This window comes from Adlercreutzia sp. ZJ176, assembly GCF_011038975.1.
Lineage (GTDB): Bacteria > Actinomycetota > Coriobacteriia > Coriobacteriales > Eggerthellaceae > CAAEEV01.
This window is the reverse complement of sequence record NZ_JAAKEC010000012.1, coordinates 18036-42664: the sequence shown is the minus strand read 5'-3', so window position 1 is coordinate 42664 and position 24629 is coordinate 18036. Positions and strand designations below refer to the sequence as shown.

21 protein-coding genes are annotated in these 24629 nt (G+C 67.3%); 3 read left to right on the top strand and 18 right to left on the bottom strand.

The genetic code is table 11. From position 1 onward, the window contains the following. Positions 1–86 precede the first annotated feature (86 nt). The 5 genes from G7Y50_RS07715 to recN all read right to left on the bottom strand — a co-directional run bounded on the left by G7Y50_RS07715 (position 87) and on the right by recN (position 5396). Positions 87–857: an energy-coupling factor transporter transmembrane protein EcfT gene (locus tag G7Y50_RS07715; protein ID WP_241156534.1), complete on the bottom strand. Its 771-nt coding sequence runs from the start codon at positions 855–857 to the stop codon at positions 87–89. Continuing rightward, on the bottom strand, positions 854–1708 hold the full coding sequence (locus tag G7Y50_RS07710; RefSeq protein ID WP_165055787.1) for an energy-coupling factor ABC transporter ATP-binding protein: 855 nt from the start codon (positions 1706–1708) through the stop codon (positions 854–856). Before G7Y50_RS07710 ends, G7Y50_RS07715 begins: the two co-directional genes overlap by 4 nt. Beyond that, positions 1705–2544, bottom strand: a complete 840-nt coding sequence (locus tag G7Y50_RS07705; RefSeq protein ID WP_165055785.1) for an energy-coupling factor ABC transporter ATP-binding protein — start codon at positions 2542–2544, stop codon at positions 1705–1707. Before G7Y50_RS07705 ends, G7Y50_RS07710 begins: the two co-directional genes overlap by 4 nt. A gap of 23 nt (positions 2545–2567) precedes the next feature. Further along, positions 2568–3155 (bottom strand): tryptophan transporter, encoded by a 588-nt coding sequence (locus tag G7Y50_RS07700; RefSeq protein WP_241156532.1) that lies wholly within the window; start codon positions 3153–3155, stop codon positions 2568–2570. Positions 3156–3761: 606 nt separating this feature from the next. After that, the gene (gene recN / locus G7Y50_RS07695; RefSeq protein WP_165055770.1) at positions 3762–5396 is read right to left on the bottom strand and encodes a DNA repair protein RecN; all 1635 of its coding nucleotides are present in this window, start codon (positions 5394–5396) and stop codon (positions 3762–3764) included. 85 nt (positions 5397–5481) lie between these two features. On the opposite strand from recN, the gene dtd reads away from it, so the two are divergent. Then, positions 5482–5928: a D-aminoacyl-tRNA deacylase gene (dtd, locus tag G7Y50_RS07690; RefSeq protein WP_165055768.1), complete on the top strand. Its 447-nt coding sequence runs from the start codon at positions 5482–5484 to the stop codon at positions 5926–5928. A gap of 86 nt (positions 5929–6014) precedes the next feature. Here the strand turns inward: dtd and G7Y50_RS07685 are convergent, their stop codons facing one another. The 6 genes from G7Y50_RS07685 to G7Y50_RS07660 form a co-directional block, all read right to left on the bottom strand. Beyond that, the gene (locus tag G7Y50_RS07685) at positions 6015–6347 is read right to left on the bottom strand and encodes a DUF1002 domain-containing protein (protein WP_165057014.1); all 333 of its coding nucleotides are present in this window, start codon (positions 6345–6347) and stop codon (positions 6015–6017) included. 43 nt (positions 6348–6390) lie between these two features. Beyond that, the gene (gene uvrB / locus G7Y50_RS07680) at positions 6391–8541 is read right to left on the bottom strand and encodes an excinuclease ABC subunit UvrB (RefSeq protein WP_165055764.1); all 2151 of its coding nucleotides are present in this window, start codon (positions 8539–8541) and stop codon (positions 6391–6393) included. 7 nt (positions 8542–8548) lie between these two features. Then, positions 8549–9145, bottom strand: coding sequence for a dephospho-CoA kinase (gene coaE, locus G7Y50_RS07675; RefSeq protein WP_165055762.1), 597 nt, complete (start codon positions 9143–9145; stop codon positions 8549–8551). Continuing rightward, a complete protein-coding gene (mnmA, locus tag G7Y50_RS07670; protein ID WP_241159502.1) occupies positions 9146–10180 on the bottom strand; it encodes a tRNA 2-thiouridine(34) synthase MnmA in 1035 nt (344 codons plus the stop codon). Between the two features lie 138 nt (positions 10181–10318). Beyond that, complete coding sequence (rpsA, locus tag G7Y50_RS07665) at positions 10319–11545, bottom strand: 30S ribosomal protein S1 (RefSeq protein WP_165055760.1); 1227 nt, start codon at positions 11543–11545, stop codon at positions 10319–10321. A 301-nt stretch (positions 11546–11846) separates the two neighbouring features. Beyond that, entirely contained in the window at positions 11847–12098 is a 252-nt protein-coding gene (locus tag G7Y50_RS07660; RefSeq protein WP_165055758.1) for a TIGR03905 family TSCPD domain-containing protein, read from the bottom strand. 395 nt (positions 12099–12493) lie between these two features. On the opposite strand from G7Y50_RS07660, the gene G7Y50_RS07655 reads away from it, so the two are divergent. Then, positions 12494–13036: a GNAT family N-acetyltransferase gene (locus tag G7Y50_RS07655; RefSeq protein WP_165055756.1), complete on the top strand. Its 543-nt coding sequence runs from the start codon at positions 12494–12496 to the stop codon at positions 13034–13036. A 124-nt stretch (positions 13037–13160) separates the two neighbouring features. Here the strand turns inward: G7Y50_RS07655 and dxs are convergent, their stop codons facing one another. From dxs to accB, 6 genes are all read right to left on the bottom strand, one after another. Continuing rightward, on the bottom strand, positions 13161–15041 hold the full coding sequence (gene dxs / locus G7Y50_RS07650; protein ID WP_165055754.1) for a 1-deoxy-D-xylulose-5-phosphate synthase: 1881 nt from the start codon (positions 15039–15041) through the stop codon (positions 13161–13163). A 20-nt stretch (positions 15042–15061) separates the two neighbouring features. Then, entirely contained in the window at positions 15062–15382 is a 321-nt protein-coding gene (locus G7Y50_RS07645; RefSeq protein WP_165055801.1) for an exodeoxyribonuclease VII small subunit, read from the bottom strand. After that, positions 15382–15933: a transcription antitermination factor NusB gene (gene nusB / locus G7Y50_RS07640; RefSeq protein WP_165055752.1), complete on the bottom strand. Its 552-nt coding sequence runs from the start codon at positions 15931–15933 to the stop codon at positions 15382–15384. Before nusB ends, G7Y50_RS07645 begins: the two co-directional genes overlap by 1 nt. A 90-nt stretch (positions 15934–16023) precedes the next feature. Then, the gene (locus tag G7Y50_RS07635) at positions 16024–16377 is read right to left on the bottom strand and encodes an Asp23/Gls24 family envelope stress response protein (RefSeq protein WP_165055750.1); all 354 of its coding nucleotides are present in this window, start codon (positions 16375–16377) and stop codon (positions 16024–16026) included. After that, positions 16374–17726 carry an acetyl-CoA carboxylase biotin carboxylase subunit gene (gene accC / locus G7Y50_RS07630; protein WP_165055748.1) on the bottom strand — a complete coding sequence of 451 codons (1353 nt, stop codon included), beginning with the start codon at positions 17724–17726 and terminating at the stop codon, positions 16374–16376. The genes G7Y50_RS07635 and accC overlap by 4 nt, the downstream gene beginning before the upstream one ends. Then, entirely contained in the window at positions 17726–19612 is a 1887-nt protein-coding gene (accB, locus tag G7Y50_RS07625; protein ID WP_165055746.1) for an acetyl-CoA carboxylase biotin carboxyl carrier protein, read from the bottom strand. Before accB ends, accC begins: the two co-directional genes overlap by 1 nt. Positions 19613–20089: 477 nt before the next feature. On the opposite strand from accB, the gene G7Y50_RS07620 reads away from it, so the two are divergent. Next, positions 20090–20944, top strand: a complete 855-nt coding sequence (locus G7Y50_RS07620; RefSeq protein ID WP_165055744.1) for a DegV family protein — start codon at positions 20090–20092, stop codon at positions 20942–20944. Positions 20945–21039: 95 nt separating this feature from the next. On the opposite strand, the gene G7Y50_RS07615 is transcribed toward G7Y50_RS07620, so the two are convergent. Next, positions 21040–24594 carry a response regulator gene (locus G7Y50_RS07615; protein ID WP_165055742.1) on the bottom strand — a complete coding sequence of 1185 codons (3555 nt, stop codon included), beginning with the start codon at positions 24592–24594 and terminating at the stop codon, positions 21040–21042. Positions 24595–24629: the final 35 nt, after the last annotated feature.

Sequence of the window (24629 nt, the reverse complement as noted above, 5' to 3'; positions counted from 1 at the left end):
TGGCATACAAGTGTTTTACTCCATAGCGCAAACTGATTCCCCAAGCGGGAGCGCTTGACCTCATCGCCCCGCGCAGGGCGTCAAAGCTACAGCAGCAGGCCCAGCGCGACGGCGGCCGCCACGAGCGCGGCGCTCGCCGCCATCGCGGCCACGTCGATCGTCGCGAACGGGTAGTCCTTGTAGCCGCTCTCGCGCGTGCGCAGGTTGAACCCGCGCACCTCCGCCGCGATGGCCGCCGAGTTCGTCTTGCGCACCGAGCTCACCAGCAGCGGCACGCACAGCGGCACCATCAGGCGGATCCGCTTCGCGAGCGAGCCGTCGAACTCCACGCCGCGCGCCGTCTGCGCCTCCATGATGCCCGCCATGTCGTTCATGAACACGGGGATGAAGCGCACCGTGGAGGTGAAGGCGAAGGCGTACTTGTAGGGCACGTGCAGCACCTTCACGATGGCGTTGGCCATGTCGGTGAGCTTGGTGACGTAGAACACCAGGAAGAGCGGCACCGCGCAGGCCACGAGCCGCACCACGATGAGCACGGCCGCGCCTATGCTCCCCGTGCCGACGTACCCCCACGGCAGCGCCACGAGCACGTCGCCTGAGGGCGTGAACAGAAGCGCGATGAGCGCGAGCAGCAGCGAGAAGGCGCACACCGCCTTCGCCAAGCCGATCGTCTGCGCCACCATGTCGCACCGCGCGGCCAGAACGGCGTCTACGACGAGCACGAGCGCCAGAAGCGCGGGGCTCGACGTGGCGAAGCAGGCGATCACCAGCAGAAACGCCGACGCCAGCTTGGCGACGGGGTTCATGCGGTGCAGGAAGCTGTCACCGGGTACGTACTCCAGAAAGCCGCCGCTCATCGCGCGTCCTCCCCTCTCGTCGCGCTTGAGCCCACGGCGTCCGCGAGCGCGCGCTCCATCTCGTCAAGCGTGTTCGCCCATGCCACCGGCGTGCCCGCACAGCCCGCGAGCTCCTCGCCCAGGCGCATCGACACCCCCGCCACCTGGGGCGGGAGCAGATGCGCGCGCTCGAGCACCGCACGGTCCCTCAGCACCTCGAAGGTGGGGCCGTCGGCCACCACCTGGCCGGCCGTCATGGCGATCACGCGGCGCGCGTAGTCGCCCACCACCTCCATGTCGTGGCAGACCATGATGACGGTGGTGCCGCGCGCGTTCATGGCGGCGATCGCGTCCATCACCTTGCCGCACTCGCGGAAGTCGAGGCCCGTGGTAGGCTCGTCGAGCACGACCACGGGCGGCTCCATCACGATGATGGAGGCCAGCGCCAGAAGCTGGCGCGTGCCGCGGTTCAGCAAAAACGGCTCGGCGTCGGCGTCGAAGCCGAAGCGCTCGATCATCGCGTCGACGCGCGCCTCCGCCTCCGAATCCGCGCGCCCGAGCACCTTGAAGCCGAACAGGAGCTCCTCGCGCACCGTCTCGCAGCAGATCTGGCGGTCGGGGTTCTGGAACAGAAAGCCCACCTTCGCCGCCAGCTCGCTGGTCTTGAGGTCGCGTGTGGACGCCCCGTCGATGAGCACTTCGCCCGACGTGGGCTTCAGAAGCCCGTTCACCAGGCGCATCGTGGTCGACTTGCCGGCGCCGTTCGTGCCCACGAACGCCACGAAGTCGCCGTCGGGCACCGTGAAGCTCACGTCGCGCAGGACCGGCAGCTCCTCGGCGTAGCTGGCCGACACGTTTCGAAACTCGATCATGCGAGCACCTCCTTGCAGGCGGCGACCGCCTCGTCGACGTTGCGCGCAGCCGGGCCCGCGTACAGGCCTCGGCGGCGCAGGCGGTTCACCAGGCTCGTGGCGCGCGGGCAGTTCACGCCGATCTCGAGCAGCTCGTCAGAGTGCGCGAGCACCTCGGCGGGCGCGCCCTTGAACACGACGGTGCCGCCGTCCACGATGAGCAGCTCGTCGGCGTACTCGGAGAGCAGGGCGATCTTCTGCTCCACCACGATGACGGTGGTCCCGTGCTCGCGCGCGTAGCGGCGCAGAAGCTCGAACACGCCCACCGACGAGGCGGGATCGAGCTCGGCCGTGGGCTCGTCGAGCACGAGCACGCGCGGCTCGAGCGCGATCACCGACGCCACCGCCACCTTCTGCTTCTGCCCGCCCGAGAGCCCCGCGATGCTGCGGTGGCGCAAATCGGCGATGCCCATGGCGTCGAGCGCCTCGCTCACGCGGCGGCCGATCTCGTCCTTCGGCACGCCGAAGTTCTCCAGCCCGTAGAGGATCTCGTCCTCGACCACCGACGACACCATCTGCGACTCGATGTCCTGGCACACGCTGCCCACGAGCCGGCTCACGTCGGTGAGCGAGGAGGTGCAGGTGTCGAGCCCGTCGATGACCACGCTGCCGTAGAAGTCGCCGGGGTAGCAGTGCGGGATGATGCCGTTGAACGCGTAGGTGAGCGTCGACTTGCCGCTGCCCGCCGCGCCCGTGATCCCCAAAAACGTGCCGTCGGGGACGGTGAGGCTGACGTCGCGCACCACCGGCGCGCTCCCCTCCCGGTAGCGGAAGGTGAGGTTTGAGATTTCGATCATGTTTCTCCTTACAAGAGCCCCGTTTAGCGCTTCAGCACCGCGCGCAGGACCGGGGTGAGGATGACGGCCACGACAGCGTTCATGACGGCGGTGCCGAACACCATGACCGCGTACACGCCGAACACGGCGATCGGGTCGAGATGCGCCACGGCCACGCCGACGATCAGGGCGAACGTGTAGCCGGACACCACCGTGGAGACGAACGTGATGACGGCGGGGAACACCGCGTTCTGGCAGGCCTTGTTGTCAGCGGCCACCTTGGAAAGAGCGCTCACCAGAACGCCGCACACGAGCGCGCCGAGCACCTCGGAGGCGATGTTCACCAAAGGCGTGGCGTTCAGCATGGGGATCTGGCTGACCAGGCCCACCAGAAGGCCGATGATCACCGACTGGTACACCTTCGGGCGCACGAGTATGATGGCCAGGCAGTACATGGCGATCATGAAGTTGGGCTTCATGCCGCCGAACGACAGGAAGCTCGACACCGTGAGCTTGAGCACGGCGCCTGCCGCGATCAGCACCGCCACCAGGATGAGGTCCTGGACCGCGAGCCCGCTCTTCTCCTGCTGGGCCACCACGCGCTTCTGAGCCGTTGCGTTCACGTCCGTCATTTCGATCATTCCTTTCTCGGCGGCTTCTCCCACCGCCCATCCTCGTCCGTCCCCGGACTCTTGCGTGCCTTCTACCTCTTGCCGAAGCGGGACGGGGCGAGGAACCCCGGGTGCCACCAACAAAAAAGAGGTCTGTCCTTTGGGAAGTGCTTCCCTTAAAGGACAGACCTCTCAAGAGATCTGCGGTGCCACCTTTAATTGGCTCGCTTGCGCGAACCCCCTCGCGAACATGCCAACACATGTCCTGCCACTAACGCGGGCTCACGGTCCAGATACTCAGCCAGCCGCCGCGGCATGCGCCACGTCGAGCCGACCTTTCCCCTTTCCCTCGGCGATCCATTTACCACCCAGCATTTCTGCGGGAATCTCAGCTGCACCCGCTCTCTGTGAGCGCTTGTGATGGCTTGACCTTCGCCTCAACGGTTTAAGGTATTCAATTGCGTTGCATACTTTAGCACAACGCAGCGGGCGCGCAAGGAGAATTTTCGCGAACGGGAAAAGCGCCTCCAGCGCCGCAAGCGGAGGGCGCCGGCGCCGCGTGGGCCACGCGAAGCAGGGCGCGCGTGCGCGTCGAACATCTCGCGCGCATGGGCGAGCGACACTGCCTCACGCGTACGCGCCGAGCATCTCGCGCGCATGGGCGAGCGACGCTGCGGTGGCGTCGCCCGAGAGCATGCGCGCCACCTCGGCCACGCGCTCCTCCCCCTCCACCGCGCGCAGCGTGGTCTCGGGGACGTCGCCCGCGCTCTTCTCGACCACGTAGTGCGCGTCGGCGGCCACGGCCACCTGCGCGAGGTGCGTGACCACGAGCACCTGGTGCGTGCGCGCGAGGTCGGCGAGCACCTGCGCAAGCGCCGTGGCGGTGGCGCCGCCCACGCCGGCGTCCACCTCGTCGAACACGAGCGTGGAGGTGCCGTCGCGCTCGCCCATCACCACGTGGATCGCCAGCATCACGCGGCTCATCTCGCCGCCTGAGGCGATGCGCGCGAGCGGGCGCGCCTGCATGCCCGCGCCCGGGCGGAAGAAGAGCTCGACCGCCGAGGGGCCCGCCGCCGTCCAGCCCTCGCGCGCCAGGAGCGCAACCTCGCACGTCAGCTCAGCCGACCCCATCTCCAGGCGCCCCATGACGTCGCTCACCGCGCGCGCGAAGGGCGCGGCGGCCGCGGCACGCGCCTCGTGGAGGGCCTCCGCGGCCTGCGCGAGGGCGACCTCGGCCACCTCGAGCGCTGACGCGGCGGCGCGCTCGCGCTCCTCGGCGTCATCGACGAGCGACACCGCCTCGCGCGCGGCCTCGCGGGCGGCGAGCACGTCGTCCATGCGCGGGCCGTACGCGCGCAGAAGCCCCTGCATCGCCGCCGCGCGCTCCTGGGCGCTTGCCAGCTCGTCGTAGTCGCACTCCACGCCGTCGCGGTAGCTGAGCGCCTCGCGGGCTACGTCCTCGAGCACGTAGCCCGCCTCGCGCAGCGACTGGGCGAGGGGTTCGAGCGCCGCGTCGTAGCGCGCTCCCTCCTCGAGCGCCGCCATAGCGCGAGAGAGGCCGTCGAGCGCGCCTGCGTCCCCCGAGAGGCCCTGGTAGGCGCCGTCAGCTGCGCGCGCGAGCGCCTCGGCGTGCTCGGCACGGTCGAGGTAGGCGACCAGCTCCTCGTACTCACCCGGCGCCGGGTCGACCGCGTCGATCTGGCGCAGCGTGAAGCGCGCCTCGTCGAGCTGAGCCGCCGACGAGGTGCGCCCCTCCCGGATGCGCTCGAGCTCGCGCGACGCCGCGGCCGCCGCCGCGAAGGCCGCGCCGTACGCCGCGGCCGCAGGCCCCACCTCGTCGCGCGCCCAGGCGTCGAGGAGCCCCGCGTGCGCGGACGGCTTCGCGAGCACCTGGTGCTCGTGCTGGCCGACGAGGTCGATGCTCGGCGCCACCGCGCGCGCAAGCTCGGCGACGCTCGCCAGGGTGCCGTCGATGCTCGCGCGCGAGCGCCCGTCGGACGAGAGCCTGCGCGTGACCACCACCTCGCGCTCGCCCTCCCCGTCTTCGCCGCGCAAAAAGAAGCGGCCGCTCACCTGCGCGGCGGCCTCGCCTTCGCGCACCGCGCCCTTGTCGGCCCGCGCGCCCATGAGCAGCTTGCACGCCGAGAGGAGCGCCGTCTTGCCCGCGCCCGTCTCGCCCGAAAAAGCGGTGAGCCCTGCGGAGAAGGCGCACGACGCCTCGCGGATCAGCGCCAGGTTTGAAACTTGCATCTCGTCGATCATCTCTCGCGTCCTTAGAACGTCCCTGCATGCGCCAGCGTGTTTGTGGTATCGTCTCGCGAAAACGCAGACGACGAAAGGATACATCATGCGCGCAGTCATCCAGCGGGTCAGCCAGGCCCGCGTCAGCATCGACGGCAGCGTCGTCGGGTCGGTCGGACGCGGCTTCGCCATCCTGCTCGGCGTGGGACAGGGTGACGGCGAGGAGCAGGTGGAGCGCCTATGGTCGAAGATCTTCAAGATGCGCATCTTCGAGGACGCCGATGGCAAGACCAACCTCTCGCTCGCCGACGTGGGAGGCGAGGTGCTCGTGGTGTCCCAGTTCACCCTCTACGCCAGCTGCCGCCGCGGCAACCGCCCCTCGTTCACCGACGCCGGCGCGCCCGACGAGGCGAAGCGCCTGTACGAGGCGTTCGTCACACGCGCCCGCAGAGACGTCGCGCGCGTGGAGACCGGCGAGTTCGGCGCGATGATGGAGGTGTCGCTCGTCAACGACGGCCCCTTCACCATCGTGTTCGACACCGACGAGCTCTGAGGCACGGCACGCCGTCAGTCGCCCCGCCCTCATCGCACGTCCGCCGCGTGCCCTGGCGCCGGCGGCGCGCGTCAATCCCCGCGCCCTCAGAGGTCGACCAGGCCGAACGAAACCCCTCGCTCCTCCTCCCAGCGCCGGAAGAGGTCCTCGCACTCCGCCGCGCCCAAGGCGCCCCCCGCGCCTGCCGCACACGCGGGCACGAACCGGCGCAGCTCGCGCAGCGCCGCGCGCACCGCCTCCTCGGGCAGCTCGGCGCCGAGCGCGCGCTCGAGCGCGGCGTAGGCGCCAGGCGTCGTCCGCAGCTCGACGCAGCCCGCCAGCTCGAGGGCGCTCAGCACGTCCCAGCAGGCGCAGTCGCGCCAGCGCTCGCCTGCGTAGCGCGCGAGCACCGTCTCGTCAACCACGAGCCTCGTCGCCACGTGACCACCTCCCGTCATGCCCCGCGCGCAGGCAGCCGTCTTCCTACCCGCGACGCGAGCCGCCGTAGGCGGCGTGCTTGCGGTTGCCGTAGGCGCTGCCCTTGCGGGCCGTCTTCTTGAGGTCGGCGAGCACGTCGGCCTCGCTCTGCCCCTCCACGCTCGCGCGCAGCTTCACCACCTGGTCGCGCAGACGCGCGGCCTCCTCGAAGTCCATGCTCTCGGAGGCGGCGGCCATCTCGTCCTCCATCGAGGATATGATGCGCAGCACCTCCTCGCGCGAGAGCTCGGCGAGCTCGCGGTTCACCTGCTCGGCGCTCTTCCCCTCCACGTCCTCGGTCACGAACCCCATGATGTCGCTGATGGCCTTGCGGATGGTCTGCGGCTCTATGCCGTGCTCCTCGTTGTAGGCCATCTGGATCTCGCGACGGCGGCGCGTCTCGTCGATCGCGCGCCTCATGGAGTCGGTCACGCGGTCGGCGTACATGATGACCTGGCCGCTCACGTTGCGCGCCGCGCGCCCGATCGTCTGGATGAGCGAGCGGTGGTTGCGCAGGAAGCCCTCCTTGTCGGCGTCGAGGATGGCCACGAGCGACACCTCGGGCAAATCGAGCCCCTCGCGCAGGAGGTTGATGCCCACGAGCACGTCGAACTCGCCGCGGCGCAGGTCGCGCAGGATCTCCACGCGCTCGAGCGTGGCGATGTCGGAGTGCATGTAGCGCGCCTTCACGCCCTGGTCGAGCAAATGGTCGGTCAGGTCCTCCGCCATCTTCTTCGTCAGCGTGGTGATGAGCACGCGCTCGTCGCGGCCGACGCGCTCCTTCGCCTCGTCGATGATGTCGTCGATCTGGCTGGCGCTCGAGCGCACGATGATCTCGGGGTCGAGCAGGCCCGTGGGGCGGATGATCTGCTCCACCTGGTTCTGCGTGACCTTCTCCTCGTAGTCGCCGGGCGTGGCCGACACGTAGATGAACTGCGGCACGCGCTCCTCGAACTCGTCGAAGCGCAGAGGGCGGTTGTCCAGGCAGCTCGGCAGGCGGAAGCCGTGCTCCGCGAGCGTGATCTTGCGCGAGCGGTCGCCCTCGTGCATGCCGCGCACCTGCGGCACCGTCACGTGGCTCTCGTCGATGATGCAGAGGAAGTCGCGCGGGAAGTAGTCGATGAGCGTGTAGGGCGGCTCGCCGGGCTCGCGCCCGTCGAGGTGGCGCGAGTAGTTCTCGATGCCCGAGCAGAAGCCCATCGTCTCGAGCATCTCCAGGTCGTAGTTCACGCGCATCTCGAGGCGCTGCGCCTCGAGCAGCTTGCCCTCCTCCTTGAACTGCCCCAGGCGCTCGCGCAACTCGTCTTGGATGGTGGTAAGCGCGTGGTCGAGCTTCGGGCGCGCCGTCACGTAGTGCGACGCCGGCCAGATGGGCAGCGCCTCGAAGTCGCCGAGCACCTCGCCCGTGACGTGGTCGACCTCGGCGATGCGCTCGATCTCGTCCCCCCAGAACTCCACGCGGATCGGGTTGTCGGCGTAGGGCGGGAACACGTCGAGCGCGTCGCCGCGCACGCGGAACGTGCCGCGCGCCAGCTCGTAGTCGTTGCGGTCGTACTGGATGTCGATGAGGTCGCGGATCACGTCGTCGCGCTCAGAGGCGCGCTCCTTGTCCAGAAACACCGCCATGCCCGCGTAGTCTGCGGGGCTGCCGATGCCGTAGATGCAGCTCACCGACGCCACCACCACGATGTCGCGCCGCGAGAGCAGCGCGCTCGTCGCCGCGTGGCGCAGCTTCTCCACCTCCTCGTTGATGGAGGCGTCCTTCTCGATGAACGTGTCCGAGGAGGGCACGTAGGCCTCGGGCTGGTAGTAGTCGTAGTAGCTCACGAAGTACACCACGGCGTTGTTCGGGAAGAACTCCTTGAGCTCGGCGGCGAGCTGCGCGGCGAGCGTCTTGTTGGGGGCGAGCACGAGCGTGGGCCTCTGCACCGCCTCGATGACCTTGGCCATGGTGAAGGTCTTGCCCGAGCCCGTCACGCCGAGCAGGTTCTGGTAGCGCAGCCCGCTCTCGACCCCCGCCGCGAGGTCGGCGATGGCCTCAGGTTGGTCGCCCGCCGGCTCGTAGGGCGACACCACCTGAAACGGCGTGTTGGCCAGGCGCACCTCGGGGAGCTTCCCCTCCATGGCGACGCCCTCTAGGTTGGAGAGATGAGGCATGGACGGCCTACTGCGCGCTGTAGCGCAGCCACCAGGCGATCACCTCGTTGCGCAGCTCCTCGGGCGTGCCGTCGTTGTTGAACACCACGTCGGACGCCTCGATGCGGTCGGCGTCGGTGATCTGGCGCGAGATGCGGCGGCGCACGTCGGCCTCGTCGAAGCCCGAGGCCACCGCGCGCTCGATGCGCAGCTCGAGCGGAGCGAGCACAGCGATGACCACGTCAGCCGAGTAGGCCAGCGACGTCATGCGGTTCTTGAACACCGAGTACTCCACCACCACGGCCTCGCAGCCCGCCTTCTCAAGGTCGAAGAGCCGGTCGGTGTAGAGCTCCTCGATGCGCGGCATGGTGATGCGGTTGAGCTTGCGCGTCTCGGCGGGCGACACGAACGCCTTGGCGGCGAGCTTGCTGCGCACGATCTCGCCGTCCTCGTCGAAGACGTCCTCGCCGAACGCCTCGGCGATCTCCTCTTTGACGGTGTCCCACTTCAGAACCTCGTGCCCCACCTTGTCGAGGTCGATGTACTCCAAGCCCTGGTCGGTCAGCGCGCGACGGGCCGTGGACTTGCCCGCGCCCATGCCGCCGATGATGAACAGCTTCTTCATTTACGCTACCTCCTCGATCACGCCGCCGCCAAGCACGGTGGCACCCTGATAGAAAACCGCATGCTGGCCTGGCGCGGTTGCGGGCTGCGGCGAAGCCAGCTCGACTGCGACGCCCCCGCTGCTCATGCCTCTCATGATACACGCACATGGCTCGCTGCGGTAGCGAAGTTTCACCATGGCCTCAAGGGGGGCGCCCGGCGGCTCGATCGCCTGCCACGCCATCTGCCCGACCCGCACCCGGCGGATGAGGCTCTCCTCGCGCGTGCCGATGACGAGCTCGTTCGCGTCAGGGCGCTTGCCCACCACGTAGTAGGGCTCGGGGTCCGCCACGCCGATGCCGCGACGCTGGCCCGCCGTGTAGCACGCGAGCCCCGCGTGGCGCCCGCGCACCTGCCCGCGCACGTCCACGACGTCCCCCGGCTCGAAGGCGACGCCACGCTGCTCCAAAAGCGCGCGGTAGCCCTGCGGGGCGAAGCAGATGTCCTGGCTGTCAGGCGCGTCAGCCGCGGCGATCCCCGCCGCGCGCGCCACCTCGCGCACCTCGAGCTTGGTCATGCCGCCCAGAGGCAGGATGAGCCGCGCGAGCTGCTCCTGCGAAAGCTGGCTCAGCATGTAGCTCTGGTCCTTGGCATGGTCGAGCGCGCGCATGACGGCGTAGCGGCCGTCCTCTCCGAGGCGCCCCACCCGAGCATAGTGCCCCGTCGCCACGAAGTCGCAGCCGTGCGCGTCGGCCGCGCCCATAAGCGCCGGCAGCTTGCAGCGCGCGTTGCAGCCCACGCACGGGCTCGGCGTGAGGCCGCGCGCGCAGCCGTCCACGAACGGCGCCACCACGCGCTCCTCGAACGCGCCCGCGCAGTCGACCGCCACGTGCTCGGCGCCGAGCTGCGCGCACGTCTCCTGAGCGCCGCGCACCGCAGCCTCAGCCGCCGCGCCCGGCGCGAACACGCACGTCACGCCGAGCACCTCGTAGCCGTGGTGCTGGAGCATGAGCACCGCCGTCGAGCTGTCTACGCCGCCGCTCATGCCGAGCGCCACGCGCCTTCCTCGCTCCACCTTGCCTCCGAACGTCCGCGGTCCTTTAGAAAAAGCAAGGGGAGCGGAGCCCTCGCAGGCTCCGCTCCCCTGTTGCGCTTGCCTTCGCGCCCGCCTGCGCGGCGAGCCAGCGTGATAAGGCTACTCCGCCTTCTCCTCGGCAGGAGCCTCGGCCTTCTCGGCCTTGTCAGCCTTGTCGGCCTTCTTGGAGCGCTTGGCCGGCTTCTCCTCGGCCTGGATGGTCTCGTCGACCTCGATCTCGAAGCCGAGCTCCTCGGCGGCGGCCTTCATCGACAGGGAGATGCGGCGACGCTCGGGGTTGATCTCCATGACCTTGACCTTGACCCCCTCGCCCGGCTTGACGACCTGGGCAGGCGTGTCGATGTGGCGGCCGGCCATCTCGGAGATGTGCACGAGGCCCTCGATGGAGTTGCCCAGCTCGATGAACGCGCCGAACGGGACGATCTTGGTGACCTTGCCGTCGACGATGGTGCCGACCGGGTAGGACTCGACGAGCTTGATCCACGGGTCAGGCGTGGTCTGCTTGAGGCCGAGCGAGATGCGCTCGCGCTGCAGATCGACGTCGAGCACCTCGACCTCCACCTCGTCGCCCACCTTGACGACCTCGGAGGGATGGTTGACGTGGTTCCAGGAGAGCTCGGAGATGTGGACCAGGCCGTCGATGCCGCCGAGGTCCACGAAGGCGCCGAAGTCCACGATGGAGGAGACGGTGCCCTTGAGGCGCATGCCCTTCGAGAGCTTCGAGAGGATCTCGGCGCGCTCGTTCTTGCGGCCCTCCTCGAGCAGCACGCGGCGGGACAGCACGACGTTGTTGCGGTTGCGGTCCATCTCGATGACGCGGGCCTCGATCTCGGTGTTGAGGTACATGTCGAGGTCCTTCACGCGACGCAGGTCGACGAGCGACGCAGGCAGAAAGCCGCGCAGGCCGATGTCGAGGATCAGGCCGCCCTTGACGACCTCGATGACCTCGCCGGTGACGACCTCGCCGGCCTTGAACTTCTCTTCGACGCGAATCCAAGCACGCTCGTACTCAGCACGCTTCTTCGACAGGATCAGACGGCCGTCCTTGTCCTCCTTCTGGAGAACGAGCGCCTCGATCTTGTCGCCCAGGCTCACGATATCGGACGGATCGGCATCCTTGCGGATGGAGAGCTCGCGCGACGGGATGACGCCCTCGCTCTTGAATCCGATGTCGACGAGCACCTCGTCGTGCTCGAGCTTGACGACAACACCGTCGACGAGATCGCCCTCGTCGAAGTTGGTCAGCGTGCCGTCAATCATCTCGTTCATCTGCTCGTCCGTGATGTCGGAGAAGTCGATGACGGATGTGTTCTTGATTTCGGTCAAAACGGACCCCTTTCGAACCTTCTAGAATTCCGGGGACCCTTCGTCATGATTGATTGACACTTACCATGTTCGCATGCTAAAGCTGGCGATCTAAGCTGTACAACAAAACATGTCTCGGGGGCCTACAGATACCTTGCCTACGGGTTTTCCCATAGGCTCAGCTAGTATAACACGCGCCCCCGCTCCTTCCCCGTGAATTTTGGCCCGGCGTGATTAATTCGCAAGCCCGCCGTTACACGGTTGTTGAGAGAATCTGCCCGTCGTCCCGCCCGCGCACGAGCCGAATCTCCAGCGCAGGTCCTTAGGCTTGCGCGGCCTGGGCCTCGCGCAGGGCGCGCGTGAGCTGGTCAGCGCACGAGGTGGATCGGCGGCCGCAGGTGTTGCCCGCCAAAAGCGCCACCACCTCGTCGACGGGCTTGCCCGCCACCAGCTTGGAGATGGCCTTCAGGTTGCCGTCGCAGCCGCCCGTGAACTGGACCGACTCGATCACGTCTCCGTCAATCTCGACGTCGATGCGGCGCGAGCACACGCCGCTCGGGGTGTAAGTGTACATGGGGCTCCTTCCTCGCCAAATTGTCCGCGCCCATTCTAGCGCAACACGCGGACAACGAGGACGCGACCCGCCGAACGGAGCGGGGGGAGCCGCCGCCCCGCCCCGCATGGCCGTGGGGGCGGGGTGACCTTTGGCGGAGGAGCCGCAGAGGCGCACGCGGGCGCGCGGACGAGTGTTAGCGCGCTTGAAAACGCCTTTTAACACGGGGGAAGCGCCGGCGTTACACGCCGGAAACGTACGGGGAAGGAGTACAATCGAAAACCGGCGCGCGGCGAGGGCACTCGAAGACGCGGCGGCTCGCGAGCGCGCTCAAGGCACAAGGGCGCCGAGGAGGGCACGACGGCTCGCGAGCGCGCTCAAGGCCGGCGCGCGAAGGCGCCGAGAAGGAGGGTCGCATGGAAGTCGAGTTCGTCCCCGTGAAGACGGAGGAGCACGTTGAGCAGCTGGCCGCGCTGGCCGGCGAGATCTGGCGCGAGTACTGGCCCGCGCTCATCGGCGAGGGCCAGACCGAGTACATGATCGAGCAGTTCCAGAGCGCAGGCGCCATCAGGCGCGACATGGCCGAGAACGCCTACGAGTACTGGTTCGTGCGCGTGCGCGAGGACGGCGCGGGCGCGGCGGGCGAGCCGCGAGTCGTAGGGTACACCGGCGGGCACGTCGAGCCCGAGACGAACCGCTTCTTCATCTCGAAGATCTACCTCGCGGCCGCCGAGCGCGGGCGCGGGTTCGCAAGCCGCATCGTGGCGTTCTACGACGAGCTGTGCCGCGCGCGCGGCCTCTCCGCCCTGTACCTCACGGTGAACAAGCACAACGAGCTGGCCCTGCGCGCGTACCGGGCGAAGGGCTTCAAGGAGGTCGAGTCGGTGGTGACCGCGATCGGCGGCGGCTACGTGATGGACGACTACGTCATGGAGCGCCCGGTCGCGAGCCAGGCGTAGCGACGGCGGGCACGGGCGCGGCGGCGCAGGGCGGCCCGCGGGCGCGCAAGGCGCAGCCCACGCCCGCAAGCGCATCCGCGACCTGCGCGCACCAGCACGCCGACGCGCGCCCGGTCGCCCGCCCCTAGGCGCCGAGCGCGTCGACCACGGTGGCCGCGATGCCCTCGGCGTCGAGGCCCAGGTCATGCAGGAGCAGGTCGACCTTGCCCTGCAGCACGTAGTCGTCGGGCAGGCCAAGCACGCGCGTGGGCACCTGCGCCCCCAGCTCGGAGAGCACGCCGAGCACGCCCTCGCCCGCGCCGCCCGCAACGACGCCCTCCTCCACCGTGACCACGAGGCGCGTCGACGCCGCGCGGCGGATGGCCTCGCGGTCGAGCGGCTTCACCCAGCGCATGTCGACCACGCGCGCGCTCACGCCGCGCTCCTCCAGAAGCCGCGCCGCCTCCACGGCGCGCGGCACCATGTGCCCGAACGCGAGGATGCACGCGTCGTCGCCCTCGCGCAGCACGCGCGAGACACCCGGGGTGAGCACGCCGGGCTCCCCGGGGACCGGCACGCCCTCGCCCGCTCCGCGCGGGTAGCGGATGGCGAACGGGCCGCCGAGCACGAGCGCGGTGTGCAGCGCGCAGGCGAGCTCGGCCTCGTCGGAGGGGGCGAGCACGCGCATGTGCGGAATCATCCGCGCGTAGACCAGGTCGAACACGCCGTGGTGCGTGGGGCCGTCGTTGCCCACGAGGCCCGCGCGGTCGAGCGCGAACACCACGTCGAGCTTCGGCAGCGCCACGTTGATGATCATCTGGTCGACGGCGCGTTGCAGGAAGGTGGAGTAGATGGCCACCACGGGCTTGCTCCCGCCCGCGGCAAGGCCCGACGCCATGCCGACGGCCTGCTCCTCGGCGATGCCCACGTCGACGAAGCGCTCGGGGTAGGCGCGCGCGAAGGGCTTGAGCCCCGTGCCGCCCTCCATGGCCGCCGTGATGGCCACCACGCGCGGGTCACGCTCAGCCTCGCGCACGAGTGCCTCACCGAACACGCTGGTGTAGCTGGGGGCAGACGCAGGAGATGCGACGGAGGCGCCGGTGGCGATCTCGAAGGGGCCCACGCCGTGGAAGCGCTCGGGGTCCTTGCGCGCGGGGGCGTAGCCCGCGCCCTTCTTCGTCACCACGTGCATGAGCACGGGCGCGTCCATGGCGAGCACGAGCGACAGCGTCTCGCGCAGCTCGCGGATGTCGTGCCCGTCGATGGGGGCCGTGCACACGATGCCGAGCTGCTCGAAGATCATGGAGTGCGGGATGACGAACTGCTTCATCGACTCCTTGACGTTCTTGCCGAAGCGCGCCACGGCGTTGCCGAAGGCGCCGCCGCTCTCGAGGCGCTCCTGCAGAGCCTCGCGCGCGTCGCGGTACTGCGAGGTCGCGCGCATGTTGCCGAGGTGCCTCATGAGCGCGCCGACGTTGCGCGAGATGGACATCTCGTTGTCGTTCAGGATGATGACGAGCGGCAGCTGCTCCTGGCCCACGTAGTTCAGGGCCTCGAACGCCATGCCGCCCGAGAGCGCCGCGTCCCCGATGACGGCCACCACCCGCTCGTCGGTTCCCTTGATCTTGCGCGCCTTGGCCAGGCCCGCGGCCACCGACAGCGAGTCGGAGGCGTGCCCCGAGGGATGCACGTCGTACGGGCTCTCGCTCGGACGCGGGAAGCCCGAGATGCCGTGGTAGCTGCGCAGGGTGTCGAAGGCGTCGCGCCGCCCCGTGACAAGCTTGTGCGCGTAGGCCTGATGCCCCACGTCGAAGATGAGCTTGTCGCGCGGCGTATCGAGCACGCTGTGCGCCGCGAGGATGATCTCGACCGCGCCGAGCGACGAGGCCACGTGCCCGCCCGTCCTCGACGTGGTGGCGATGATCTGCTCGCGGATCTCCTGCGCGAGGATGTTGAGCTCCTCGCCGCTCAAGACCTTGAGGTCGGAGGGTGCGTTGATGGCGTCGAGTATGCGGTCGTCTCTCACGGGGATCACCTCGTCGCGCGCTAGCGCGCGTCCTCGTCCGCGGCCGGGGCTGCCTCGCCCTCCGCAGATGCTACGGCCTCGGCGGCGCCCGCGGGCTCGCCGGAGTCGGCCCCTGCTGCGCCGGCTTCAACGCCGGCGCCTTGTGCCGCGCGTGCCTCCTCGGCGGCTGCGGCCTCGAGCGCGCCCTGCTCGCTCAGGTCGCATGCGGCAAGTCCCAGCTTGACGGCCTCCTCGTAGAGCGCGAGCGCCTCGTCGAGCGTGACGCCCTCGGCGCTCACCTCGTCGACGATCTGCTCGAGGCGGCCCTTCACCTCTTCGAACGTGCCGAGCTGCGCGGCCATCACGCCTCAGCGCCCCCGGCCGCGGCCATGCCTTCGCCTGCCGTCGGCAGCGCGTCGTAGCCCGCGAACGGGTCGCGCGCCTCCGCGCCGGCGTCAGCCCCGGCAACCTCAGCAGCGGCAGCGGCCTCAGCCTCAGCCTCGAGCTGCTTGGCGATGCGCCCGAGCACGCCGTTCACGAAGCGCGGCGACTCGTCCTCGCCGCCGAAGTCCTTTGCCAGCTCGACGGCCTCGTTGATCGCCACCGACACGGGCACGTCCTTCACGTAGACCATCTCGAAGACCGCCAGGCGCAGGATGGTGCGGTCGACGATGGGCATGCGCGACAGCGCCCAGTTCTCCGACGTCGACTCGAGATAGGCGTCGATCACGTCGCGATGCGCCTCCACGCCGTCGATCAGCGTGAGCGCGTACTCGGGCAGCGGGCCGTCCTCGTTCAGGCAGCGGCCCGTGTCCAGGAGCACCGAGGGGCGCTCGTTCTGGATCTCGCTCGTGTAGAGCACCTGGACGGTGCTGCGACGCGCAAAGGTGCGCTCATGTCGTTTGGCAGACATAAAAGTTAACTCCGTCTATGACTAAGGGGCGAAACGGGCTTGCGGGCGTGGCGCCCCACCCGAGGGAGGACGCCGCGCCCGCATGACGCTCTACTGCTGGTCGAACTGGATGCCGTCGACGAACACGTCAACCGAGGCCACCTCGACGCCCACCTGCACGCGCAGGGCGTCGGCCACGGCCTCGCGCAGGCGCGCCGCCAGGTCGGGCAGCACGTGCCCGTAGTGCACCTCAACGTGCAGCGTGACGGCAAGCCTGCCCTCGTCGTCCACGCTCGTCTCGATGCCGGAAGTCGACGGCCTCGAGGCCAGCATGGAGCGCAAGCCACTCGTGGCGAACGAGCCCACCGAGGCGATGCCGTCGACCTCGTTGGCCGCGATGGAGATGATCGTCTCCACCACGCCGGGTGCCAGAGACATGCCGTCTACGTTAAGCTGGTTGCTCATAGTACATCTCCCATCTGGGTTTCGATGAAGTCGGTGGTGGCCTCGCCGGCCAGGAAGACCTCGTTTTCCAGCACGCGCTTGTGGAACGGGATGGTGGTGGCGATGCCCTCGACCACGAACTCGTCGAGCGCGCGGCGCGCACGCGCCACCGCTTCGGCGCGGTCCTGGCCGGACACGATCACCTTCGCCACCAGCGAGTCGTAGTACGGCGAGATGCGCGTGCCGGCGCGCACGTAGCTCTCCACGCGCACGCCCGGGCCCGCGGGGGGCTCGAACGCCGTGATGGTGCCGGGGCACGGGCGGAAGCCGTGCGCGGGGTCCTCGGCGTTGATGCGCATCTCGATGGCGTGGCCGGACGGCACGAAGGGCGCGCGCCCGGCGCAGCTCATGGGCTCGCCTGAGGCGATGCGCAGCTGCTCCTTGATGATGTCGGTGCCGGTGATCTGCTCGGTGACGGGGTGCTCCACCTGCACGCGCGTGTTCATCTCCATGAAGTAGAAGTGACCGCGCTCGTCGAGCAAAAACTCGATGGTGCCCGCGTTGCGGTAGCCCGTGGCGCGCACGGCCTTCACGGCGGCCACGCCCATGGCGCGGCGCACCTCCTCGGTCAGCGCCGGCGAGGGCGCCTCCTCGACGAGCTTCTGGTGGCGGCGCTGGATGGAGCAGTCGCGCTCGCACAGGGCCACGTTGTTGCCGAAGTCGTCCGCGAGGATCTGCACCTCCACGTGGCGCGGGCGCAGCACGAGCTTCTCGAGGTACACGCCGTCGTTGCCGAAAGCCGCTCCCGCCTCGGTGCGCGCGGCCTTGTACTGCGCCTCGAGGTCGGCTGGGTCGTGCACTTCGCGCATGCCCTTGCCGCCGCCGCCCGCCGTGGCCTTGATGAGCACGGGGTACCCCACGCGCTCGGCGAACGCGCGGGCCTCCTCGACGGTGTCGAGGCAGCCGTCGGAGCCGGGCACCGTCGGCACGCCGCAGCTCTTCATGGTCTCGCGGGCCGAGGACTTGTCGCCCATGCTCTCGATGCACTCGGGCGAGGGGCCGATGAACACGATGCCCTCCTCGGCGCAGGCGCGCGCGAAGTCGGCGTTCTCGGCCAGAAAGCCGTAGCCGGGGTGGATGGCCTCGGCCCCGGTCTGCTTGGCAGCCTCGATGATGTTGCCCATGACCAGGTAGCTCTTGTTGGCGGGCGCCGGGCCGATGCACACGGCCTCGTCGGCGTAGCGCACCGGGTAGGTATCGGCGTCCTCGGTGGAGTACACCGCGACTGTCTTCACGCCGAGCTCGCGCGCCGCGCGCATCACGCGCAGGGCCACCTCGCCGCGGTTCGCGATGAGAATCTTCTCAAACATTATGCGTTCTCCGGAATCGTGGGAACCACCTCATGGGGCTCGATGTAGAACAGCACCGTGCCGTACTCGACCGGCGTGGCGTCGGTCAGGCACACCTCGCGCACCGTACCCATCTCCTCGGCGGTGATCTCGTTCATGAGCTTCATGGCCTCGACGATGCACAGCGTCTCGTTGGCGGCCACCTCGTCGCCCACCTTCACGAACGGCGGCTCGCCGGGAGCCGGGGCCTCGTAGTAGGTGCCCACCATGGGGGCCGTCACGGCGCGCCACGTCGCCGGGCGCGTGGCCTCATCGGCTGCGGGCGCGGGAGCAGCGGCCTGCGGGGCAGGAGCCACCTGAGCTGCGGGCGCGGGTGCGGCCACGGGCGCGGGGGCCGCGCTCGCACCAGGCATGCGCACCGCGATGCGGACGCCCTCCTCCTCAACCACGATCTCGCCGACGCCGCTTTCCTCGGCGACCTTCACCAGCTCGCGAATCTGATTGATGTCCACGTAATCGTCCTCCTTGGTGCCGCTCGACTCCTGCTCCAGCATGAAGTCGACCTTCTCCGATGTGCGGTGCTTGCTCAGGTAGGTGCGCGCCTCGTTGGGGAACAGCGCGTACATGAGCACGTCTTCCTCGCTGTGGGCCAGATCCCCGATCTCGGCGGCCACCTCGTCGTAGGTGGTGGTCACGAGCGAGCCGGGCGCGATGCTCGGGTCGAGGATGTCGGCCCCGCCGGTCACCTTCGCCACGATCTCCTTGTCCATGCGGCCCGGCGCCTTGCCGTAGTAGCCGCAGACGTAGTCCTTCATCTCCTTGGAGATGACGCTCCAGCGCTTGCCGGTGAGCACGTTGAACACCGCTTGGGTGCCCACGATCTGCGAGAGCGGCGTCACGAGCGGCGGGTAGCCCACCTCGGCGCGCACCTTCGGGATCTCGGCCATCACCTCGGGCAGGCGGTCGGACGCCTTCTGCACCTCGAGCTGGCTCATGAGGTTGCTCATCATGCCGCCGGGCACCTGGTGCGAGTACACCTGCATGTGCGTGAGCGAGCTGACGCCGCGCTTGTAGTGGCCGCGCTTGCGCATCTCCTCCCAGTACTCGGAGATCTCGAAGAGCAGGTCGAGGTCGAGCCCGGTGTCGTAGCGGCTCTCCTGGAAGGCGGCGGCGATCATCTCGACGGCCGGGTGCGAGTTGCCGAACGCCAGCGGCGCATGCGCCGTGTCGGCGATGGCCGCACCCGACTCGGCGGCCTTGATGATGTTGGCCGGCGCCATGCCGCCCACGTAGTGGCAGTGGATGTGCACCGGCAGGCCGATCTCGGCGTTGAACGCCTTCACCATGCGCTCGGTGCGGTACGGCGTGAGCATGCCCGCCATGTCCTTGATGGCGATGGAGTCCGCGCCCAGGTCCTTCAGCTGCTGGCCGTACTCCAGGAAGCTGTCGAGCGTGTGGACGGGGGATATGGTGTAGGAGATGGCGCCCTCGAAGTGCGCGCCGCACGCCTTGATGGCCTCGGCGTTGTCGACCACGTTGCGGATATCGTTCAGCGCGTCGAACACGCGGAAGACCTCGATGCCGTTGCGGTGGGCCGCGCTGACGAAGCGGTGGACGATTTCACGTGAGTAATGCTTGTAGCCCACGAGGTTCTGGCCGCGCGAGAGCATGGCGAGCGGGGTGTTCGGCGTGTTGGCGTTGATGGAGCGCAGGCGCTCCCAGGGGTTCTCGTCCAAGAAGCGCAGGCAGGAGTCAAACGTTGCACCGCCCCACGCCTCGATGGCCCAGTAGCCTACCTTGTCCATCTTGGGAAGGATGGGAAGCATATCGCCGATCTGCATACGGGTAGCCCAGAGGCTCTGCTGGCCGTCGCGGATGGTCGTGTCCATAATCTGAAGCCGTGGCATGAACTCACACCTCCTTCTTGTCGCTAGTCAAAGATCGAATAACAGATTATAGGAGAAGAACGCGCGCGGCGCGTCCGCCCCCTCTAAATTCACGGACAAGAAACACGCAAGGCCGACGGGTGGCAACCGCCCGCGACACAGGGCTGCTGGCGGGCGCGTGGGCGACTGGTGCGCGGGCGGCGGCGGCATGCGAGCGAGAGCACAGCGCAGCACCCCACCCCATCCCGGGCAAAGCGCCCGCGGGGCTTCCTCCTCCCTGTCATCCTGAGCGGAGCGCCCGCAGGGCGCGCAGTCGAAGGATCTGGCCGCGAGCCCAAGACGACCGCAAGCGCAGCGGGCGCCCGCAGCCGCGGGCGCAAGCGGCACCCGCCTCACCCGATGCGTAAATAGTTTGATAATCTAACTTTTTTGGGCGAGTCAACGGTTCCCGCCGCTAGAATAGCGGCCGTCATTGCAACCGACCAGAAAGGCATGCGCATGAGCGTGCACATCATCGTCGACTCGGCAGCCGACTACACCGCAGGGGAAGCCGCTGCGAGAAGCCTCCGCGTCGTCCCTCTCAAGACCATCTTCGGCGACGTGGAGTACGCCGACGGCGTCGATTTGCCCGGCGTGCGCTTCTACGAGAAGCTCGTGGAGTCCGACGTGCTCCCGCACACGAGCCAGGTGACCCCCTTCGAGTTCGCAAGCGCGCTCGGCGAGGTCCCCGCAGGCGACGAGGCCGTGGTCATCACGTTGTCGAGCAAGATCTCGGGCACCCACGAGAGCGCGTGCGCCGCCGCGGCCGATCCGGCGTTGGCGGGGCGCGTGTTCGTGGTGGACTCCGAGAGCGCCACCATCGGCGAGCGCCTCCTTACGGAGCGCGCCTGCGCCCTGCGCGACGAGGGGCTATCGGCGAGCGCCATCGCCGCGGCGCTCGAGGAGGAGCGGCGCGACATCCGCCTCGTCGCCGTCCTCGACACCTTGGAGTACCTCAAGCGCGGCGGGCGCGTGTCGGCCGCGGCGGCCGCCATCGGCGGGGCGCTCTCCATCAAGCCCGTCATCGGCCTCGTCGACGGCGAGGTGGCCGTGCTCGGCAAGGCCCGCGGCTCGAAGCAGGGCAACAACCTGCTGCGCAAGAGAGTCGCCGAGACGGGCGTCGACTGGGAGCGCCCCGTTCACCTGGGCTACACGGGCCTGTCCGACGCGCTGCTGCGCAAGTACGTGGAGGACAGCCGCGATATGTTCGAGGCGCACCGCGACCAGATCGACGTGAGCATCGTGGGCTCGACCATCGGCACCCACGTGGGCCCCGGCGCCATCGCGCTCGCCTACTTCGCCCCGCGCGGGTAGCCGAAGGTGAGCGCAAAGCCCCCGCGCCTTCAGCTTCTAGCCGATAGGTGCCGCGATCGCCACGACCTGACGGCATGCAGAGGCTCGCGCGCCGCTTAAGCCTTCTCGCCCCCCAGCCATGTCCCTATGCACCTCATCAGGTGGTCGATCTCCAACGGCTTGGTGAGGTGCTCGTTCATGCCGGCAGCCTTGCTGCGCTGAACATCCTCCGAGAAGGCATCCGCGGTCAAGGCGATGATCGGAACTTCGGCAGCGTCCTTGCGGGGCAGCTTCCTGATGGCCTCGGTGGCCTCATACCCGTTCATGATCGGCATCTGGATATCCATCAGGATCATGTCATAGTAGCCCTCCCCCGATGCTTCGAACTTCTCCAGGGCCTCCCGTCCGTTTTTCGCGCTCTCAACCGTCACGCCCGTCTCGCCGATGATGTCTTCCGCGATTTCCCGGCTCAGCACATTGTCCTCGACCAGGAGAATCCTCTTTCCCTCCAGCTTCATGTCCGCGAACGAGGGCTCCTCCGGAAGATCCTTGCCGCGATCGTCGTCCAGGATCTGATTGAAGAGATACACCAGGCGGGATTTGAACAGCGGTTTGGAAATGAACCCGTTGACGCCTGCACGGCGCGCCTCTTCCTCCACGGCGCTCCAATCATAGGCCGAGAGAATGATGATGGGCACGTCATCGCCAACCTCTTCGCGAATCGCGCGCGCGGTCTCGATGCCGTCCATTCCCGGCATCTGCCAATCAAGAATCACGGCAAAATAGTCCTGGTTCCTTCGGTGGCGCTCACCCACCCGCTGCACGGCCTCCCCTCCGCTCAGAACATATTCGCCCTTCATTCCGATGTTCTCAAGGATCAGGCAGGACGTCTCGACGGCGTTTTTGTCGTCATCCACCACCAGCACCGGCAAGTCCGCGAGTTTCTCCGTATCAGGCGCCTGCGTGTCCACAAGCTTGAGGATCAGCGTTACCGTGAATTTCGTGCCCTTGCCCAGCTCGCTCTCCACCGCGATGTCGCCGCTCATCCTGCGGGCGATGTTCCTCGCGATGGCCATGCCGAGCCCCGTGCCCTCGACCTTGCTTACCCTGGAATCCTCCGCACGGCTGAAGGGCTCGAACAGCTTCTCCTGGAACTCCTTGCTCATGCCGATTCCGTTGTCCTGGAAAACAAACTCATAGCAGCCGTAGCCATAGGTGCTGAACGGCTTCTCGTTGATTTCCATCTCAATAGTTCCGCCTGGATTCGTGTACTTCGCCGAATTTCCCAATATGTTCATGAAGATCTGCTGCAGCCTCATGGCGTCGCCGATTACGCACTCGTGCTCCACGTTCGCAATATGCACGTCAAAGCGGTGATTTCTTTCCTGCATGGAGGGCCGGATCATGGTGACCAGGCTTCCGATCAAATCGGAGAGATTCACCTCCTCCTCCATCATGTCGATTTTCCCGGATTCGATCTTGCTCATGTCGAGAACTTCGTTGATCAGCGAGAGAAGATGCCGGCTGGAGATCGTGATCTTCTTCAGGCAATCCTCGACGCGCTCCTTGTCCTCCAGGTGCTTTCCCGCGATGGCCGTCATTCCGACGATGGCGTTCATGGGCGTTCTGATGTCATGGCTCATTCTCGACATGAAATCGCTTTTGGCCGCGTTGGCGTAGTTGGCGGCGTCGCAGGCTTCCCTCAGCGCCTGCTGCTCCCGCTCCTCCCGCAGCTTGCTCTCCGTCACGTCCTGCGCCGCATACAGCGCCCGCTTCGGCCGGCCGTCGTCGGTGGTCTCAGCCAGCACGATGCTGGCGCGAATCCATGCCCTGCGGTTGTTCTGATCGGGCACCATGCGATATTCGAAGGCAACCACCGGCTGCTCCGCGCTCAGGGTGCTCAGCAGTCTGCGGTAGCTGACGTATTCCAGGTATTCCTCCCTGTCGTCAGCGGAGACGAAGTTCTGGGCGTAGAGGCGGATCGCCTGGGTGTAGTTCCTCTCTTCGCCCAGAACGCGGCTGACCACTTCCTTCTGCCTGACGGGCCTGAGGGTCTCGTTCTCAAGGTTGATATAATAGGTGGCGAAGAACATGCTGCTCAGGCTGTTGATGATGGAGGCCTTTTCGATGGACTCCCGGTAGGCCTGCTCCTCCGCCAGCTTCTCCGCCGTAATATCCCGTCCCAATACGTTGACCAGGGTCTTACCCCCCTGTCGGATGTAGAGTACGTGCTCCTCGGTCCACAGCGGGGATTTTCCCCGGTGCCGGTACTGGCAGACATCCTCCCGAAAATCCTGCACCGCTTCAGCGTTCTTTCGAATGTTCTCGAGGAACAGCGTCTTTTCGAACGCCTCTCTGTCCGCCTCTACGACCGTTTCCTCATAGGCCTTTCTGACATGATGATCGTAGTCGCCCTCTACGCGTCTGCCGGCAACGCCCTCCCGCAGATAGACCCTCTCGCAGATTCCGGTCTCCAGGTCGATGGTGCTCAATATGCTGTACCTGGATCGGATGATGGCCGCCATTCTCTGGTCGTTGCGCATCTGCTCCATGTCTTTTTTCGTCTGCTCGTCCACATCCTGAAAAGTCAGGATAGCGTAGCCACCCTGCTTCTTGTTCTCTTTCAGATAGGCTGATATGGAGACATACCGCCAGTTGCCATACAGGAACACCTGGCACAGAATGGTCCGCTTCTCCTCTCCGTTCTCCCACGCCGTTCTCATGGACTCCAGGGAGAACTGGCTGTACACCCGCTCCCGGTCCTCGGGGGATATGTAGCCGGCGCCGATGCCCTGAAAAGTGTCGTCCCAGAGGGAGTTCTCCGTGTCCGCGTTCCGTCTGATCTTTTCCGTGGCCTGCACGATGTTTACGCGGCCTGTCTGCAGGTCCACGACGTAAATCGCGAAGTTCGTCTCTCCCAGCGCGTTGATGATCTCCTGGTTGCGGACATTGACCTCTTCTCTTTCAAGCCCCTCCCTGAAGGCATCGTGGATGTCCTTCAAGCAGATCATGACCTTCTGGTCGTCGTCGGCATAGTCAAAATCCGGAACGACCTCCAGATGGTGCCACCGGTAGGTATCTCCGTATTTGCGGCGATAGATGCAGCTCAGCTTCTTTGCGCCCTTCTTCAATTCGGCTTTCGCATGGTCGAAGCGGACGAAGCTCTCGTATCGCTCGATATCCTCCTCATAGACATAGCCGCATTGGGAAACGCCTAGGAACCAGTCGGAGAGAGAGGCCATGTGTCCGCGCAGCTCCTGCATCTCCTCCTCGTCGGCTTTCACGATCATGTAGCTGTCCGTCGTCAAATTCCCCCGCAAAACCTTGTGGTAAATGTGATTGGCCACCTCCGCGTAGGGCGTGACGGCGATCACAAACGCCGGAACCTCCTCTTCCCAGAGAATGCGGGTGGCCGCAATCTCCACGACATCGCCAAAGGGATCACCATAATTCACCGAGCGGGCTTCGTCTTTGTCTCCGATGTACAGCAGCGGGCAGTTGTCGCAGGCGCCTTCCCACAGCTCATGGCAGATCATGCCCTTCTCGATGTTCGGTGCAACCTCTCTGACCCGCTTGTTGTAATATAAGATTTTATGATTGTCCTCCCGGATGACATAAACCGCCGTCATCTGAAGCGAATCCAGGATCAGTTCATACTCCCTCGTTGCCATGCAAGTTCTCCCGCGTTTTCCATAGGTTCAAAGCG